Here is a 14,167-nt window from a genome sequence, read left to right as displayed (position 1 = left end):
GTTGTTGTGATTGTACGTTTTCTGCTTCGGGCTTTTTATTTACTTTTGCACCAATTCGAAGAAAATGGTATCTAAATCTGATGTTGGGATTGTATTGATGAACCTTGGATCGCCTGATTCCACGGCAGTACCGGATGTAAAGCGTTATCTGATCGAGTTTCTGATGGATAAGCGTGTGATTGATTATCCGTGGTTGTTCCGGAAAATATTAATTGAAGGGATGATTGTGCCGAAGCGTGCTGCTAAATCAGCCGAGGCTTACGCTTCCATCTGGTGGGAGGAAGGATCGCCGCTGATCGTATTAACGAAGCAATTACAGAAGGCGGTGCAGAACGATATGCAGATCCCGGTGGAAGTAGCCATGCGTTATGGTAATCCGGGCCAGGAAGAAGCTTATGATAATCTGCTGAAGCAAAACCCTGGTTTGAAGCAGGTGATCCTGTTGCCGTTGTATCCGCACTATGCGATGTCGTCTTACGAAACAGCAGTGGAACATGCAAAGGAGGTTTACCGTAAGAAGAAGTATAAATTTGAATTGTCTGTTATACCTCCGTACTACGACGAGCCGGAATACATCAATGCCCTGGCAGAGAGTATGCGGCCGTACCTGCAACAGGAGTATGATTATGTATTATTCAGCTATCATGGTTTACCGGAAAGACATATTTACAAAGGCGATCCTACGAAGGCGCATTGTATGAAGGTAAATGACTGCTGTCATGTTAAATCAGCGGCCCACGACTATTGTTACCGACATCAGGTAACGATCACTTCTGAATTGGTAGCAGCAAAGCTGGGCCTGCCAAAAGATAAGTGGGGAGTATCGTTCCAGTCGAGGCTGGGGCGCGAAGAGTGGATGAAGCCATACACCGTGAACAGGCTGGAATCCTTGCCGGGAGAAGGAAAGCGCAGGTTGCTGGTAGCATGCCCGGCATTTGTATCCGACTGCCTGGAAACCCTCGAGGAGATAGCGGTGGAAGGAAAGCATACTTTCCTCAATAACGGAGGAGAAACATTCACAATGATTCCTTGTCTGAATATACACCCGTTATGGGTGAAAGCGGTAGTAAATTATTGCAATAAGGTCATAGCAACAGAAGCTGTTTAAACTTTCCTTATGTCTGAAAAACCCGTATTGATAGCAGGCGCCGGTTTATCCGGGCTGAGTATTGCTTATGAGCTCCAGCAGCAGGGCATACCCTTCTTATTACTGGAAGCATCGGATCATTCCGGAGGAGTGATGAAATCCATGCAGGCAGATGGTTTCACGCTGGATGCAGGTGCCAACACCATTGCCGCCACGCCGGAAGTACTGCAGTATTTTAAAACGCTTGGGCTGGAAGGCGAGATCCTGCAAGCCAGCGCAGCCAGCAAGCATCGTTTCCTGGTAAGGAATAACCAGTTACACGGAGTATCGCCACATCCTTTCAAAATACTTTCATCGCCTTATCTGAGCCGGGCCAGTAAATGGAAACTATTTACGGAACGTTTCAGGAAACCTGCGCAAGGCCCGGAAGAAGAAACTGTCACTGAATTTGTAACGAGGAGGTTTAACCGGGAGATAGCAGACTATGTGTTTGATCCTGTATTATCGGGCATCTACGCAGGTAATCCTGATCTTATGAGTATCTCCGAAGTAATGCCCGCGTTACCGCGCTGGGAAAAGGAATACGGGAGTATTACCAAAGGGTTGATGAAAGACAAAGCCGCGATGGGAGGCCGTAAGATCATCAGTTTCCGCAAAGGAAATCAGACGCTGACCGACTGCCTCGAGCAACAACTTCATACACCCATACGATTTAATACTGTTCTGAAAGATATTCAGCCGGTCGACGGTGGTTATATGGTAAATGCTGTGGAGAATGGTGCACCTGCTGCGTTTCACGTATCGCAGGTAGTGCTGACCACACCGGCTTACCGTACAGCGGATATTATCGCATCGCTGGATGCGCAGACTGCCGCTTTACTGAAACAGATACATTATCCGCGCATGGGGGTGCTGCACCTGGGCTTCGATGCAACGGCCCTGCCTCAGCCGTTGGAAGGCTTTGGTTTCCTGGTACCGAATGCGGAAAACAAACATTTCCTGGGGGCTATCTGCAACTCCGCTATTTTCCCGGAAAAAGCACCGGAGGGGAAAGTGCTGTTCACTGTATTCCTGGGCGGCGCACGTCAGGAGCAGTTGTTTAGCCAAATGAGTGCGGAGGCGTTACAGCAGGAAGTGATCCGGGAAATCACGCAGCTACTGCATTTATCCGCCCCGCCAGTGATGCAGCGTTTCAGCAGCTGGGATAAAGCCATTCCGCAGCTGAACAGAGGTTACGCCGGATTACGGCAGGCTATTGCTGCCTTTGAGCAACAATATCCGGGTATACATATCGGCGGAAATTATATGCAGGGTGTTGCCATCCCTGCGTTATTGCAGCATGCCGCTGCATTCGCGCTTTCCATGAAGAAAAATTAAGCGAAAAAAAAGCGCTTTGTTGCCGTTTTTTCTTTAAATTCCAATATAAATTTCCACCAGATGATTGCAGGAATTTTAAAAGAAAAGAACGGCGAAACGAGGGTTTCCCTTGTTCCAGAAATTGTAAAGCAGCTGCAGCAAATGTCGGTAACCGTGTGGGTGGAGCAGGGGGCCGGCGACAACGCTTTCTATAACGACGACGCCTATATGCAGGCCGGCGCTCTGATAAAAAGTGAAACTGATATCCTCGTAAATGCCGACCTCATTTTTTCCATGCAACCGCTTTCCCGGGAGCAGCTCACACAGGTGCCTCCCGGCCGGATTGTTACCGGTATCTTACAACCGCTTTACCACCTGCAGGAAGCAGAGCAATGGGCATCGGGAGGGATTACTACTTTCAGTCTTGATGCCATTCCCCGTACCACCCGTGCCCAGGTAATGGATGTGCTCAGTTCTCAGGCCAATATAGCTGGCTACAAAGCAGTACTGCTGGCAGCGTATACTTATTCCCGTTACTTCCCGATGTTTATGACGGCAGCAGGCAGCATAGCGCCTGCCAAGGTGCTTATATTGGGGGCCGGTGTAGCCGGCCTGCAGGCAATAGCCACTGCCCGCCGGCTGGGGGCGGTAGTGGAAGTATTTGATACCCGTCCTGCAGTTAAGGAAGAAGTAATGAGCCTTGGCGCCAGGTTCGTTGAAGTGGCCGGCGCAGCAGATGCTTCAACAGGAGGAGGTTATGCCGTTGAGCAAACTGAGAGTTATAAACAATTACAACAACAACGAATAAGCGAAAGTATCGCGAAGGCAGATATTGTGATCACCACTGCGCAGATACCAGGGAAACCAGCGCCGGTACTCGTGACTGATGAAATGCTGGACCAGATGAAACCCGGCTCCGTAATAGTAGACCTTGCCGCAGCCACCGGCGGCAACACCAGCGCTACGAGGAACAATGAAACCGTGACCCGGAAAGGAGTGACCATCATCGGCAACTCCAACCTGGCGGCTACGATGCCGGCAGACGCCAGCAAGTTATATGCGAAGAATGTTTTCAATTTTCTGAAGCTCATACTTACCAAAGAAGGAGCCCTGCATCTCGATTTTAATGATGATATCGTGAAGGGAGCCTGCATCACACATAACAGGGAAATAGTGAACGACCGTGTGAAAAGCATGATGCAGCCTGCATAAAAGATTGTAAAAAAGTTTATCATGGAAACTGTTCTGGATTTTTTAGAGCGCCACAATGAACTGATCTATATTGTTATCCTTTCTGTTTTCCTTGGAATAGAAGTGATATCCAGAGTCCCCTCCGTGCTGCATACGCCTCTGATGAGCGGCGCCAATGCCATACATGGCGTTGTTATCATCGGCGCCATCATCGTGATGGGCAAAGCGGAGCCGGATAATTACCTGGCACTCGGCATCGGTTTCCTGGCGGTAATACTGGGAACTATCAACGTAGTAGGTGGTTTCGTGGTAACCGACCGGATGCTTGAAATGTTCAAAAAGAAACGCTAACAGCGAATGGCTCACAGCTAAAATCTATTTCAATGGGTGCAAGCATCTTATCAATCATCTACCTGATCGGCTCTGTTACATTTATTCTTGGATTAAAAATGCTGAGTAAACCGGATACCGCCCGCAAAGGTAATATGGTAGCCGCTGTGGGGATGAGCTTCGCTATTTTCGGTACCATTTTCCTGTATCGTACCGAGGAGCTGCAGCCATTGCATAATTACGGTTGGATCTTTGCCGGTTTGTTGATTGGTGGCGTAATAGGAGTGATGGCTGCCCGGAAAGTGAAAATGACGGCCATGCCTGAAATGGTGAGCATGTTTAACGGGATGGGTGGTGCCTGTGCAGCGCTGATCTCCATCGTAGAGTATAGTCACCTGCACGACATGATACACAATCTCACGGCCGGGACATTAAATCCAGGCCTGGTGCTGAAACTCCTCGAATCGAATGATTCGGTGGGTACGGTGGTCATTATCCTGCTGGGGTTGATCATTGGCGCCGTTTCCTGTGCCGGAAGCGTAGTGGCCTGGGGCAAGCTGGCAGGGAAGGTGCGGGACTTTTCTTTTGGCGGGCAACATCTTCTTAACCTGGGAGTGCTGATATTGATCGTAGGATTGGCTGCCTGGCTGATTGGTATTTATACTTCCGGAGGTAGCAGCCTGGTTATTTTTTATACCATCCTGTTGCTGGCATTGTTCTACGGCGTGTTGTTTGTTATGCCCATCGGCGGCGCGGATATGCCTGTGGTGATCTCTTTACTGAATTCATTTACCGGTGTGGCAGCGGCCTGCGGCGGGTTTCTGTATAACAACCCGGTAATGCTCACCGGCGGTATTCTGGTAGGTTCTGCGGGAACCATCCTTACCATTCTCATGTGTAAGGCCATGAATCGTTCGCTGAAAAATGTGCTGATCGGCTCTTTTGGTGGCGGTGCTGCTGTTGCGGGAGCGGGAGCGAAGGAGCAGGGCAGCTATAAAGAGATCAGTCTGAATGATGCAGCAGTAGTGCTGGCCTATGCAGGCAAAGTGATCATTGTGCCGGGATATGGACTGGCAGTGGCCCAGGCGCAACATGCCTGTCATGAGTTAGAGAAGTTGCTGGAAGAAAAAGGCGTGGAAGTGAAATATGCCATACATCCCGTGGCAGGGCGTATGCCAGGGCATATGAATGTACTGCTGGCGGAAGCAGATGTACCTTATGAAAAATTGTTGGAGATGGAAGATGCCAACGCAGAATTTCCTACTACAGATGCAGTACTGATATTGGGTGCTAACGATGTGGTAAACCCCGCCGCCAAAAATGATCCGTCCAGCCCCATATATGGCATGCCTATCCTGGAAGTGGAGAACGCCAAAGTGGTGATCGTAAACAAACGCAGTATGAAACCCGGGTACGCGGGTATAGAAAACGATCTTTTCTTTCAGCCTAAAACTTCCATGTTGTTTGGAGATGCCAAAGGCGTACTGCAGCAGCTGATAGGCGCCGTTAAGGAAGTTTGACCGCATCCGGAAAACGGAATCTACGATTTCATTATTTTTGCGGAAAAAATTCCTTTGTCCAGTCAATTACCAGCAGCGCTGCTCGATTCGTTAACAGGTCTTCCGGGATACAACCGGGAAACATTTGAGCAGGTGCATGCCGCTGCAGATAAAATTACTTCATTACGTTTGAACCCCATCAAAGCCGGGACAACTGACCAGTCGCAGAAAATACTGACTGCATTGTCGCCGGCGGGAACAACGCGGGTGCCCTGGAGCAGCACTGGTTATTATCTTCCGGCGCGACCATCTTTTACATTCGATCCTTTTTTTCATGCAGGTGCTTATTATGTGCAGGAGGCATCTTCCATGTTCCTGAAACAGGCAGTACGTGCTGCCGTGGATCTTAATGAGCCGTTGAAGATACTGGATCTTTGTGCCGCACCCGGTGGTAAATCTACCCTGTTACAGTCGTTGATCAGTGAAAACAGTTTGCTGGTAGCCAACGAAGTGATAAAGCCGCGGGCATCGTTACTGGCTGATAACCTTACTAAATGGGGGGCTGCCAATGTGGTGGTAACCAATAATGATCCGAGAGACTTTTCGGCCCTCAATGGGTATTTCGACCTCGTAGTAGTAGATGCGCCCTGTTCGGGTTCCGGCTTGTTCCGCCGCGATCCGGAGCTGATCCCTGAATGGTCGCCCGAAAATGTAGTGTTATGTAGTCAACGCCAGCAGCGGATTTTGGCAGATATTTTGCCGGCTGTAAAAGATGGTGGCGTTGTCATTTACTCTACCTGCTCTTTTTCAGCAGCTGAGGATGAGGAGATACTCGACTGGCTGGCTACGCATTTTGAGCTAACAAATATTCCGATTCCACTGGATGATGCATGGGATATCGTTACAACGGTGACGAATAAACGAAATTGTACGGGCTACCGGTTTTACCCGGACCGGCTGAAGGGAGAAGGCTTTTTTATTGCTGCCTTCCGTAAGCATGGCAGCGGGCATTTCCGTCGTCCTAAGGAGCAGAAACAGGCCGGGCTGAACGCGAAGCAACAGGATGTAATAAAGCCCTGGGTGAACCTGCCGGAGGGGTATCGTTATTACCCACATCAGGATGAAGTGTTAATTTTATCACCGATGGTGGCAGCAGAAATGCCATTGTTGCAACAACAATTGTATATTCGCAAGGCAGGTGTCAAAGCAGGGCAGATAGGGCCTAAGGAACTGATTCCCGATCATCAGCTGGCAGCCAGTATGCTCTGCAACCCAAGTCTGGCTGCAGTATCCCTGGATCTGAAACAGGCCTTGCAATACCTGCGCAAGGAAGATCCGGGTATTGGTACGGATGTAAGAGGCTGGGCGCTGGTAAAGTATGAGAACATGAGCCTGGGCTGGGCAAAATTTCTGCCTAACCGTATGAATAATTATTACCCTAAAGAACTGCGCATCCTGAAGGAAATTGCAGGGTAGCAGGCCACAAAGGCCGACTGTTTATCCCGGATCATACCAGCTTTGAAATACTGTGCCAACGTGTATTTGCCGGATGGAAAATGGTATGCCGTTCATACCGGAAACCACAACAAAAATCCGATTTCTCCGTTTGGTTTATTAAGTAAATTTGTCAATTTTAACGCATATATTCGTTGCCCGAAACAGTAGACTAAAATTCAGATATTTTGATACTGTCATGGTGAATTGCTTATACGGGAAGTATAGTTTACAGCAGCAGATCGGCAGGACAGTTATCGGAGCATCATCATAAACAGAGTTAGTATGATAAAATCGATTCTATCAATCGCCTTGTTTGGTTTAAGTGCAGGGGCGGTACAAGCGCAGGATACGCTGGAAGTACAGGGTACTTCGCCCGCACTTTACATATCCCATGTAATTAAGAAAGGAGAAAACTTCTATAGCATTGGCCGTGCCTATAGCATCTCTCCGAAAGAAATAGCGGCCGCCAACAAGATAACGATGGACCAGGGTTTGCAGCTGGGGCACAAGCTGCATATACCACTTACGGCTGCAAACTTTTCGCAGAAAGCAGAAGCCAGTGGCAAACCGGTGTATCACAAGGTAACAGAGAAAGAAACCTTGTACCGTGTAAGTGTGAATTACAACAAGGTTCCGCTGAATAATATCCGTCAATGGAATAGCTTTTCCGGCGATGGATTGAAGAAAGACAGTTACCTGATCATTGGCTACCTGACCGCTGGTGGTGGTGCAACTGCTGAAGCGGCTCCCCCGAAGGAAGAAAAAACCAAGAGCAAACCAGCCACAGAAGTAGCTGTCGAGCAACTGCCTCCTCCGCCCCCACCTCCTGCAAAAGAAAAGGCGAAAGAGAAAGAGAATGCGAAGAAAGCGGAAGCCCACCCTGTTGCTGATAATACCGAACAACCAGTGGCGCCGGCAAAGCCAGCAGTCACTACTACTCCGGTAGCCAGCAGCACCGACTTTGAACAGCTGTATGAACAACAGACCAGCGGCAAGAAGGTTGCCACCGAAAAAGGCCCTGGTACCTGGTTTAAGAGCAATGCTGTAGGCAAATACTATGCACTGCACAACAGTGCTCCGAGAGGTACCATCATTAAAGTAACCAATCCGCTGAATGGTAAATCCGTTTATGCAAAAGTCCTGGATGTAATCCCTCAGATGAAGCCCAACGCGGGCCTCATCATCAAGCTGAGCGACAGTGCCATGCAGGCGCTGGGCAGCAATGAAGCAAGGTTCTATTGCGAACTGAGCTACGAGAATTAGAGGAGAATTACGAATTACGAAATAGAGCGAAGACTTTAGCAGATAGTATTTATATACTTGTTATCCGCTGAAGTCTTCGCTCTATTTCGTAATTCGTAATTCCTAATTCGTAATTCTTTTCTAAAATCTGTAGCCTCGCAGAAACGCCTCTACCTCCATGCGTTTCTTTCCTTCCAGTTGTATCTCATCAAGATAAAGATAGCCATCAGGCGCAGCCACCCTTATGTAGGATTTCTGATCGGTGTCGAATTCACCCGGAGCGATGGAGGGGGTAGTATGTGCTTTGTGAGCTTTGTAGATTTTAATGCTTTTGTCGTTTAAGAGCGTCCATGCGGCGGGGTAAGGACTGAGACCACGCACCAGGTTATAAATATCATCGAGGGGCAGTTCCCAGTTGATCTGGCAGGTATCCTTGAAGATCTTAGGGGCATGCTTTATTTCACTGGCCGGAATATGCGCCTGTGGTGTGCCATGTACGTCGCCTGAAGCGATGGCCTGTACTGTTTTAAGCAGCAGGGTAGCGCCTGAGTGCATCAGGGCGTCATGCAGTTCTCCGGCAGTTTCATCTTCCCGGATGGGCACTGTTTCGCTGAAAAGTATATCACCTGTGTCGATCTCATGCTGCAATTTGAAGGTAGTAACACCGGATGCTTTCTCCCCGTTGATAACAGCCCAGTTGATGGGGGCGGCTCCCCGGTAGTTAGGCAGCAGCGACGCATGTACATTGATAGTGCCTTCCGGAGGCATATTCCACACCATTTCCGGCAACATACGGAATGCTACCACTACCTGTAAGTCCGCTTTCAATTCGCGCAATGCACTGATAAATTCAGGATTCTTTAATTTTTCCGGTTGTAATACATGCAGGCCCTTGCTGACGGCATATTGCTTAACAGCACTTTCCTGCATTTGTAATCCCCGTCCGGCGGGCTTATCGGGGGCAGTAATCACGCCCACTACATTAAACCCGTTTTGAACAAGTATATCCAATGAGGCTACCGCGAAATCCGGGGTACCCATGAAGATGATGCGAAGGTCTTTCATAATGCAAAGAAAAGGAATTAAGAATATTGAATGAAGAATTAAGAAACAGCGTGAAGATATTAGCGATTGATAGATATATCCGCTAATATCTTCACGCTGTTTCTTAATTCTTCATTCAATATTCTTCATTCAATACAACAGGTATTTCCCCCTTATCGCTTTGAACTTCGCCAGTCCGGGTTCCCAGCTTTTGCGGATATCAGCTTCTGATACGCCTTCTGTAATTTGCTGTTGCAGCTGTTTGGAGCCGGCCAGTTTGCTGAAGAAGGGCGTAAAGAATTTTTCTTTGTCGGGGAACAGGCGATAGGCATCCAGCAGCCATTTGAGCTCAATGTGGCGGCCCTTGTGTGGTATAGTTTCCGGGGCATTGCTCAGATCGAAGCCGTAGCAAAGCTGATCTTTCAATACCGGGGAAGGATTGCTGGTACTGGCCCGGGGCGTGAATGTGAAGGATTGCTTCGGAAAAGCAGGTGACCCGTATACCTGGAAGGGTTTGTCGGTGCCACGTCCGAGGCTGAGCGCGGTGCCTTCAAAAAAGCAGATGGAAGGATAGAGATTTACGGCTGCCATGTTCGGAAGGTTCGGAGAAGGCCTTACCGGCAGTTTATAATAGATCTGATGGCTATAGTTTTCGCAGGGAATCACTTTAAGGTCGCATTTCAGACCTTTTTTCAGCCATCCTTCTCCATTAAGCATGCGGGCGTATTCGCCTACCGTCATGCCATGTACAATAGGAATGGGCTGCATGCCTATAAAAGAACGGAAAGCGGTATCGAGCACGGGGCCGTCTACATAATCCCCATTGGGATTAGGGCGATCCAGGATAACGAGTGTTTTTTTGTTTTCAGCTGCTGATTCCATCAGTTCCTGCAGCGAGGAAATGTAAGTGAAGAACCTGGTACCTACATCCTGTATATCGAAGAGCAGGATATCCACATCTTTCAAATCCGCTGCAGTGGCCTTACGATGCTGACCATACAGCGATACGATAGGGATACCGGTGGCAGAGTCGACACTGTTGCCCACTTTTTCGCCGGCGCCGGCCAGGCCGCGGAATCCGTGCTCAGGGCTGAATATCTTTTGTATCCTGATATGTAGCTTCAGCAATGAATCTACCAGATGGGTTTTATCTATTGTAGCGGTCTGATTCACCATCATGGCCACCCGTTTGTTTTTCAGCAGTGGCAGATAGCGGGCGGTTTGCGTGGCTCCGGGCATAACATGCTCCGCATATTGAGCGGAAGTTTCAGACAGCCATCCTGCAAGAAGGAGGCATAAAAGGAATATACGGTTCATACCGTTAAGATACAGCAAACCTTTTATTGACGCACGAAAAAGCGGGTAATATGACTCCTTTTTGTATCTTGCGGATAATTCTTAACATTAAACAATAAAAGTTATGCAAACTGTTAAAAACGGGGATACAGTGAAGGTGCATTACCATGGCCGTTTGACAAATGGAACTACTTTTGATTCCTCTGAAGGGAGAGCCCCGCTGGAATTTACAGTAGGCGCCGGTATGGTTATCAAGGGCTTTGAGAATGGTGTGCTGGATATGAAAGTGGGTGATAAGAAAACCATTCATATCCCTGTTGATCAGGCATATGGCCCCAAAAACGAAGAAATGATCATACAATTTCCAAAGGAAAATATACCAGCGGAACTGAATCCGGAAGTAGGTATGGAACTGCAGATGAGCAATCCGCAGGGTCATGTATTCCCGGTGAAAGTTGTTGCTATAGATGAAAATACTATCACCCTTGATGCGAACCATGCACTGGCTGGGGAAGACCTGGTTTTTGACCTGGAACTCGTGGAGATCGCGTAATCATCCTGAATTTATTGAATAAAAAAGGATCCGGAATACCCGGATCCTTTTTTTATTGGAGATTAATTTTCGCCGGTTTCTTGTGCTCATCGATCGCCACAAAGGTAAAAGTGCCGCTGATGGCCTTCTCCCTATGGCTGTCATACATGTGCTCCATATATACTTCCACTTCCACTTTCAGACTGGTAGTACCCACCTGTACCACTTTACCTATCAACTCTATGATCGTGCCGTGCTGAATCGGTTTTTTGAAATCTATCCTGTCGGAAGAAACCGTCACCGTACGCATTCTGGTGAAACGGGTAGCAGTAATGAAGGCTACTTCGTCCATCAATGCCATGGCAGTACCGCCGAATAGGGTATCATAGTGATTGACGGTGTTGGGAAATACCGCTTTAAAGATCCTGGTTATTGAATCTTCAATTCTTTGATCGTAAGACATACAGCTATTTTATGATGAAGCGTCGGGCAGCTGAAAGGCTGCTTTCATTTCGCGTAAACAATCTGCGCAGAGGCAGCCACTATACTGCTGATGGATGAAGTAACGTTCTTCTTCCGTCAATACCACGTCCTGGCACTGGCAACGAAGAATGCTACCTACGCGGCATTCAAAGTTGCGCTGGCAACGCGGACAAGTTACTGTTTCGTGAGAGGCCATTCGTAAAGTTACGAAGATTTTTGGCCGCCGTCACCATATTGCGTAATGCCATCTCTGTTTCTGCCCAGTTGCGTGTTTTAAGCCCGCAATCAGGATTTACCCATATGTTACGCACCGGCAGCAGCTGTGCCGCCTTGTGAAGCAGGGCCTCCATTTCTGCTACCGTGGGCACGCGGGGAGAGTGGATGTCGTATACACCCGGACCGGTTTCGTTCGGATATTGAAAATCTGCGAAGGCTTCCAGCAGTTCCATCTGCGAGCGGGATGTTTCAATAGTGATCACATCTGCATCCATGGCTGCAATATGTTCGATGATATCATTGAACTCCGCATAGCACATATGCGTGTGGATCTGCGTAGCATCATCCACCGCGCATACAGCCAGGCGGAAGGCTTTCACCGCCTGCTCCAGCCACGGACCTCTCTGCGCCTTACGAAGGGGAAGGCCTTCGCGCAGTGCCGGTTCATCGACCTGGATTACTGAGATGCCCGCATCTTCCAAATCCTTTACCTCATCACGTATAGCCAGCGCAATCTGAAACGCAGTATCCATGCGGGGTTGATCGTTTCGTACAAACGACCACTGCAGAATGGTAACAGGCCCTGTGAGCATACCTTTTACCGGCTTGCGGGTGAGCGATTGTGCGTAACTGCTCCAGGCAACTGTCATCGGCCGGGGACGTTGCACATCTCCAAAAATAACGGGTGGTTTCACACAGCGCGTACCATAACTCTGTACCCATCCGTGAGCAGTGAATACGAATCCATCGAGTTGTTCTCCGAAATATTCCACCATGTCATTCCGCTCAAACTCTCCATGCACCAGCACATCCAGCCCCAGGTTTTCCTGTTTGTAAATAGTTTCCGTAATGGCTTCCCTGATTTCCGCGTCATAGGTTTCGGGTGAGATGTTCCCTTTCTTCAGATCCGCACGCAGCTGACGGATTGCTGTTGTTTGCGGGAAAGAACCGATGGTAGTAGTGGGAAATAACGGCAGCTGTAATACCGTCTGCTGCAGCTTTTGGCGATGCGGAAAAATGCTGTGCCGCTGGCTGTCGGCGGAGGTGATGTTGTTCATCCGTACTTTTACAGCCGGATTGTGTATGCTGGCAGCGGTTTTACGGCTGTTCATAATACGGCTGTTTTCTGCAAGCGCAGTGGTGTTGCCATTGGCAATCTGTTGCAGGTCCAGTACTTCGAAAACCTTCTGCCTGGCAAATGCCATCCATTGCCTGATCTCCGGAGCAAGGGAGGTTTCCAGACTGAGGTCGTAAGGTACATGCAACAGGGAGCAGGAAGTGCCCAGCATCAGGCGGTTCGCGCCAATTTGTTGTACTGCTTTTTCGATCAGCTGCCGGGAAGCGCTATAGTCATTCTTCCAGATATTGCGGCCATCTACTACGCCGAGCGATAGCATCTTATCTTCCGGTAATTGAGTGAGTATATCATCCAGTTGCTCCGGCACTCTTACCAAATCGATATGCAGCGCATCGACCGGTAGTTGCAAAGTCAGGCTGGTATTATCTTCCAGCGCGCCGAAATAAGTAGTGAGCAGAATTTTCAGATCGGGCAGCGCTTTACGGATAGCGGTGTAGGTAGTTTGGTACAAGGCCAGATCCGCAGGTTCCAGATCGGTGACGAGGAATGGCTCGTCCAGCTGCACCCAGGTGGCGCCTGCGTGTTGTAAAGCCTGCAATAGCTCGATATACACAGGTAGCAGCTTATTCAGCAATTGCGCCTTTGTAATACCGGCGCTCCTGATTTTTCCGCATAAAAGGAAAGTGACAGGGCCGGGGAGTGCGGGTTTGGTATTGATACCCAGGCTGAGCGCTTCTTTGAATTCTTCCACACATTTTGGCTGGTGCAGACTATAAGTTTGTTCCGCCTCGAATTCCGGTACCAGGTAATGATAGTTGGTGTCAAACCATTTGGTCATTTCCAGGGCGGTGATATCGAAATTATTTTTCTGGTAGCCCCGGGCCATTGCAAAGTATAACTCCGGACAAGTAGGATTGGCAAAGGTTTGCTGTAAGGCCTTGAACCGTGATGGTATCACGCCTAATGTCAGGCTCATATCAAGAATCTGGTCGTACCAGGAGAAATCGTTGGAGGGGATCAGGTCTATGCCGGCTTCCTGCAGCAGTTGCCAGTTTGCTTTTCGTAGCTGCCTGGACGTTAGTTCCAGCCGCTCCAGGGAAATTTTACCGGCCCAGTAGTTTTCGCACGCTTTTTTCAGTTCTCGCTGGCTACCTATCCTGGGGTAACCTGGAATATTGGTAAGCATATGTAGGATGTATTTTGTTCTTTGCAAACCTATTATTATTAAATGTTTGTTCGAAGAACTTATATTATTTTAGAATTTTGTCTTATTTTTTTATAGATAAATAGAAAATATTACTGTTTTGTGTATTGTG

Annotated in this window: 13 protein-coding genes; 8 read left to right on the top strand and 5 right to left on the bottom strand. The window is 48.6% G+C overall.

The features are described from left to right. The first annotated feature begins 64 nt into the window (after window positions 1-64). The 7 genes from hemH to UNH61_RS23525 all read left to right on the top strand — a co-directional run bounded on the left by hemH (window position 65) and on the right by UNH61_RS23525 (window position 8,223). The gene (hemH, locus tag UNH61_RS23555) at window positions 65-1,108 is read left to right on the top strand and encodes a ferrochelatase (protein WP_326994467.1); all 1,044 of its coding nucleotides are present in this window, start codon (window positions 65-67) and stop codon (window positions 1,106-1,108) included. A 9-nt stretch (window positions 1,109-1,117) separates the two neighbouring features. Continuing rightward, the gene (hemG, locus tag UNH61_RS23550) at window positions 1,118-2,464 is read left to right on the top strand and encodes a protoporphyrinogen oxidase (protein WP_326994466.1); all 1,347 of its coding nucleotides are present in this window, start codon (window positions 1,118-1,120) and stop codon (window positions 2,462-2,464) included. 60 nt (window positions 2,465-2,524) lie between these two features. After that, on the top strand, window positions 2,525-3,655 hold the full coding sequence (locus UNH61_RS23545) for a Re/Si-specific NAD(P)(+) transhydrogenase subunit alpha (protein WP_326994465.1): 1,131 nt from the start codon (window positions 2,525-2,527) through the stop codon (window positions 3,653-3,655). A 21-nt stretch (window positions 3,656-3,676) separates the two neighbouring features. Next, window positions 3,677-3,985 (top strand): NAD(P) transhydrogenase subunit alpha, encoded by a 309-nt coding sequence (locus UNH61_RS23540; protein WP_326994464.1) that lies wholly within the window; start codon window positions 3,677-3,679, stop codon window positions 3,983-3,985. 32 nt (window positions 3,986-4,017) lie between these two features. Then, complete coding sequence (locus UNH61_RS23535) at window positions 4,018-5,484, top strand: NAD(P)(+) transhydrogenase (Re/Si-specific) subunit beta (protein WP_326994463.1); 1,467 nt, start codon at window positions 4,018-4,020, stop codon at window positions 5,482-5,484. Window positions 5,485-5,538: 54 nt separating this feature from the next. Further along, complete coding sequence (locus UNH61_RS23530) at window positions 5,539-6,939, top strand: RNA methyltransferase (protein ID WP_326994462.1); 1,401 nt, start codon at window positions 5,539-5,541, stop codon at window positions 6,937-6,939. Window positions 6,940-7,242: 303 nt separating this feature from the next. Continuing rightward, window positions 7,243-8,223 (top strand): LysM peptidoglycan-binding domain-containing protein, encoded by a 981-nt coding sequence (locus UNH61_RS23525; protein ID WP_326994461.1) that lies wholly within the window; start codon window positions 7,243-7,245, stop codon window positions 8,221-8,223. Between the two features lie 120 nt (window positions 8,224-8,343). Here UNH61_RS23525 and fmt read toward each other — a convergent pair whose 3' ends face one another. Both fmt and UNH61_RS23515 read right to left on the bottom strand, forming a co-directional pair. Then, a complete protein-coding gene (gene fmt, locus UNH61_RS23520) occupies window positions 8,344-9,267 on the bottom strand; it encodes a methionyl-tRNA formyltransferase (RefSeq protein ID WP_326994460.1) in 924 nt (307 codons plus the stop codon). A gap of 129 nt (window positions 9,268-9,396) precedes the next feature. Further along, window positions 9,397-10,563, bottom strand: coding sequence for a DUF1343 domain-containing protein (locus UNH61_RS23515; protein WP_326994459.1), 1,167 nt, complete (start codon window positions 10,561-10,563; stop codon window positions 9,397-9,399). Window positions 10,564-10,666: 103 nt separating this feature from the next. Between UNH61_RS23515 and UNH61_RS23510 the strand changes: the two genes are divergently transcribed. Continuing rightward, complete coding sequence (locus tag UNH61_RS23510) at window positions 10,667-11,095, top strand: peptidylprolyl isomerase (RefSeq protein ID WP_326994458.1); 429 nt, start codon at window positions 10,667-10,669, stop codon at window positions 11,093-11,095. A 52-nt stretch (window positions 11,096-11,147) separates the two neighbouring features. Here UNH61_RS23510 and UNH61_RS23505 read toward each other — a convergent pair whose 3' ends face one another. From UNH61_RS23505 to metE, 3 genes are read right to left on the bottom strand one after another with little or no spacing between them, the layout of a single operon-like run. Continuing rightward, on the bottom strand, window positions 11,148-11,537 hold the full coding sequence (locus tag UNH61_RS23505) for an acyl-CoA thioesterase (RefSeq protein WP_326994457.1): 390 nt from the start codon (window positions 11,535-11,537) through the stop codon (window positions 11,148-11,150). A 9-nt stretch (window positions 11,538-11,546) separates the two neighbouring features. Further along, window positions 11,547-11,753, bottom strand: a complete 207-nt coding sequence (locus UNH61_RS23500; protein ID WP_326994456.1) for a cysteine-rich CWC family protein — start codon at window positions 11,751-11,753, stop codon at window positions 11,547-11,549. Continuing rightward, the gene (gene metE / locus UNH61_RS23495; protein ID WP_326994455.1) at window positions 11,704-14,037 is read right to left on the bottom strand and encodes a 5-methyltetrahydropteroyltriglutamate--homocysteine S-methyltransferase; all 2,334 of its coding nucleotides are present in this window, start codon (window positions 14,035-14,037) and stop codon (window positions 11,704-11,706) included. The genes UNH61_RS23500 and metE overlap by 50 nt, the downstream gene beginning before the upstream one ends. Window positions 14,038-14,167 lie beyond the last annotated feature (130 nt).

It is taken from the genome of Chitinophaga sp. 180180018-3 (assembly GCF_037893185.1).
Taxonomy (GTDB): Bacteria; Bacteroidota; Bacteroidia; order Chitinophagales; family Chitinophagaceae; genus Chitinophaga.
Note: the sequence above shows the minus strand (reverse complement) of the source record. Positions and strands in the feature narration are given on the sequence as shown.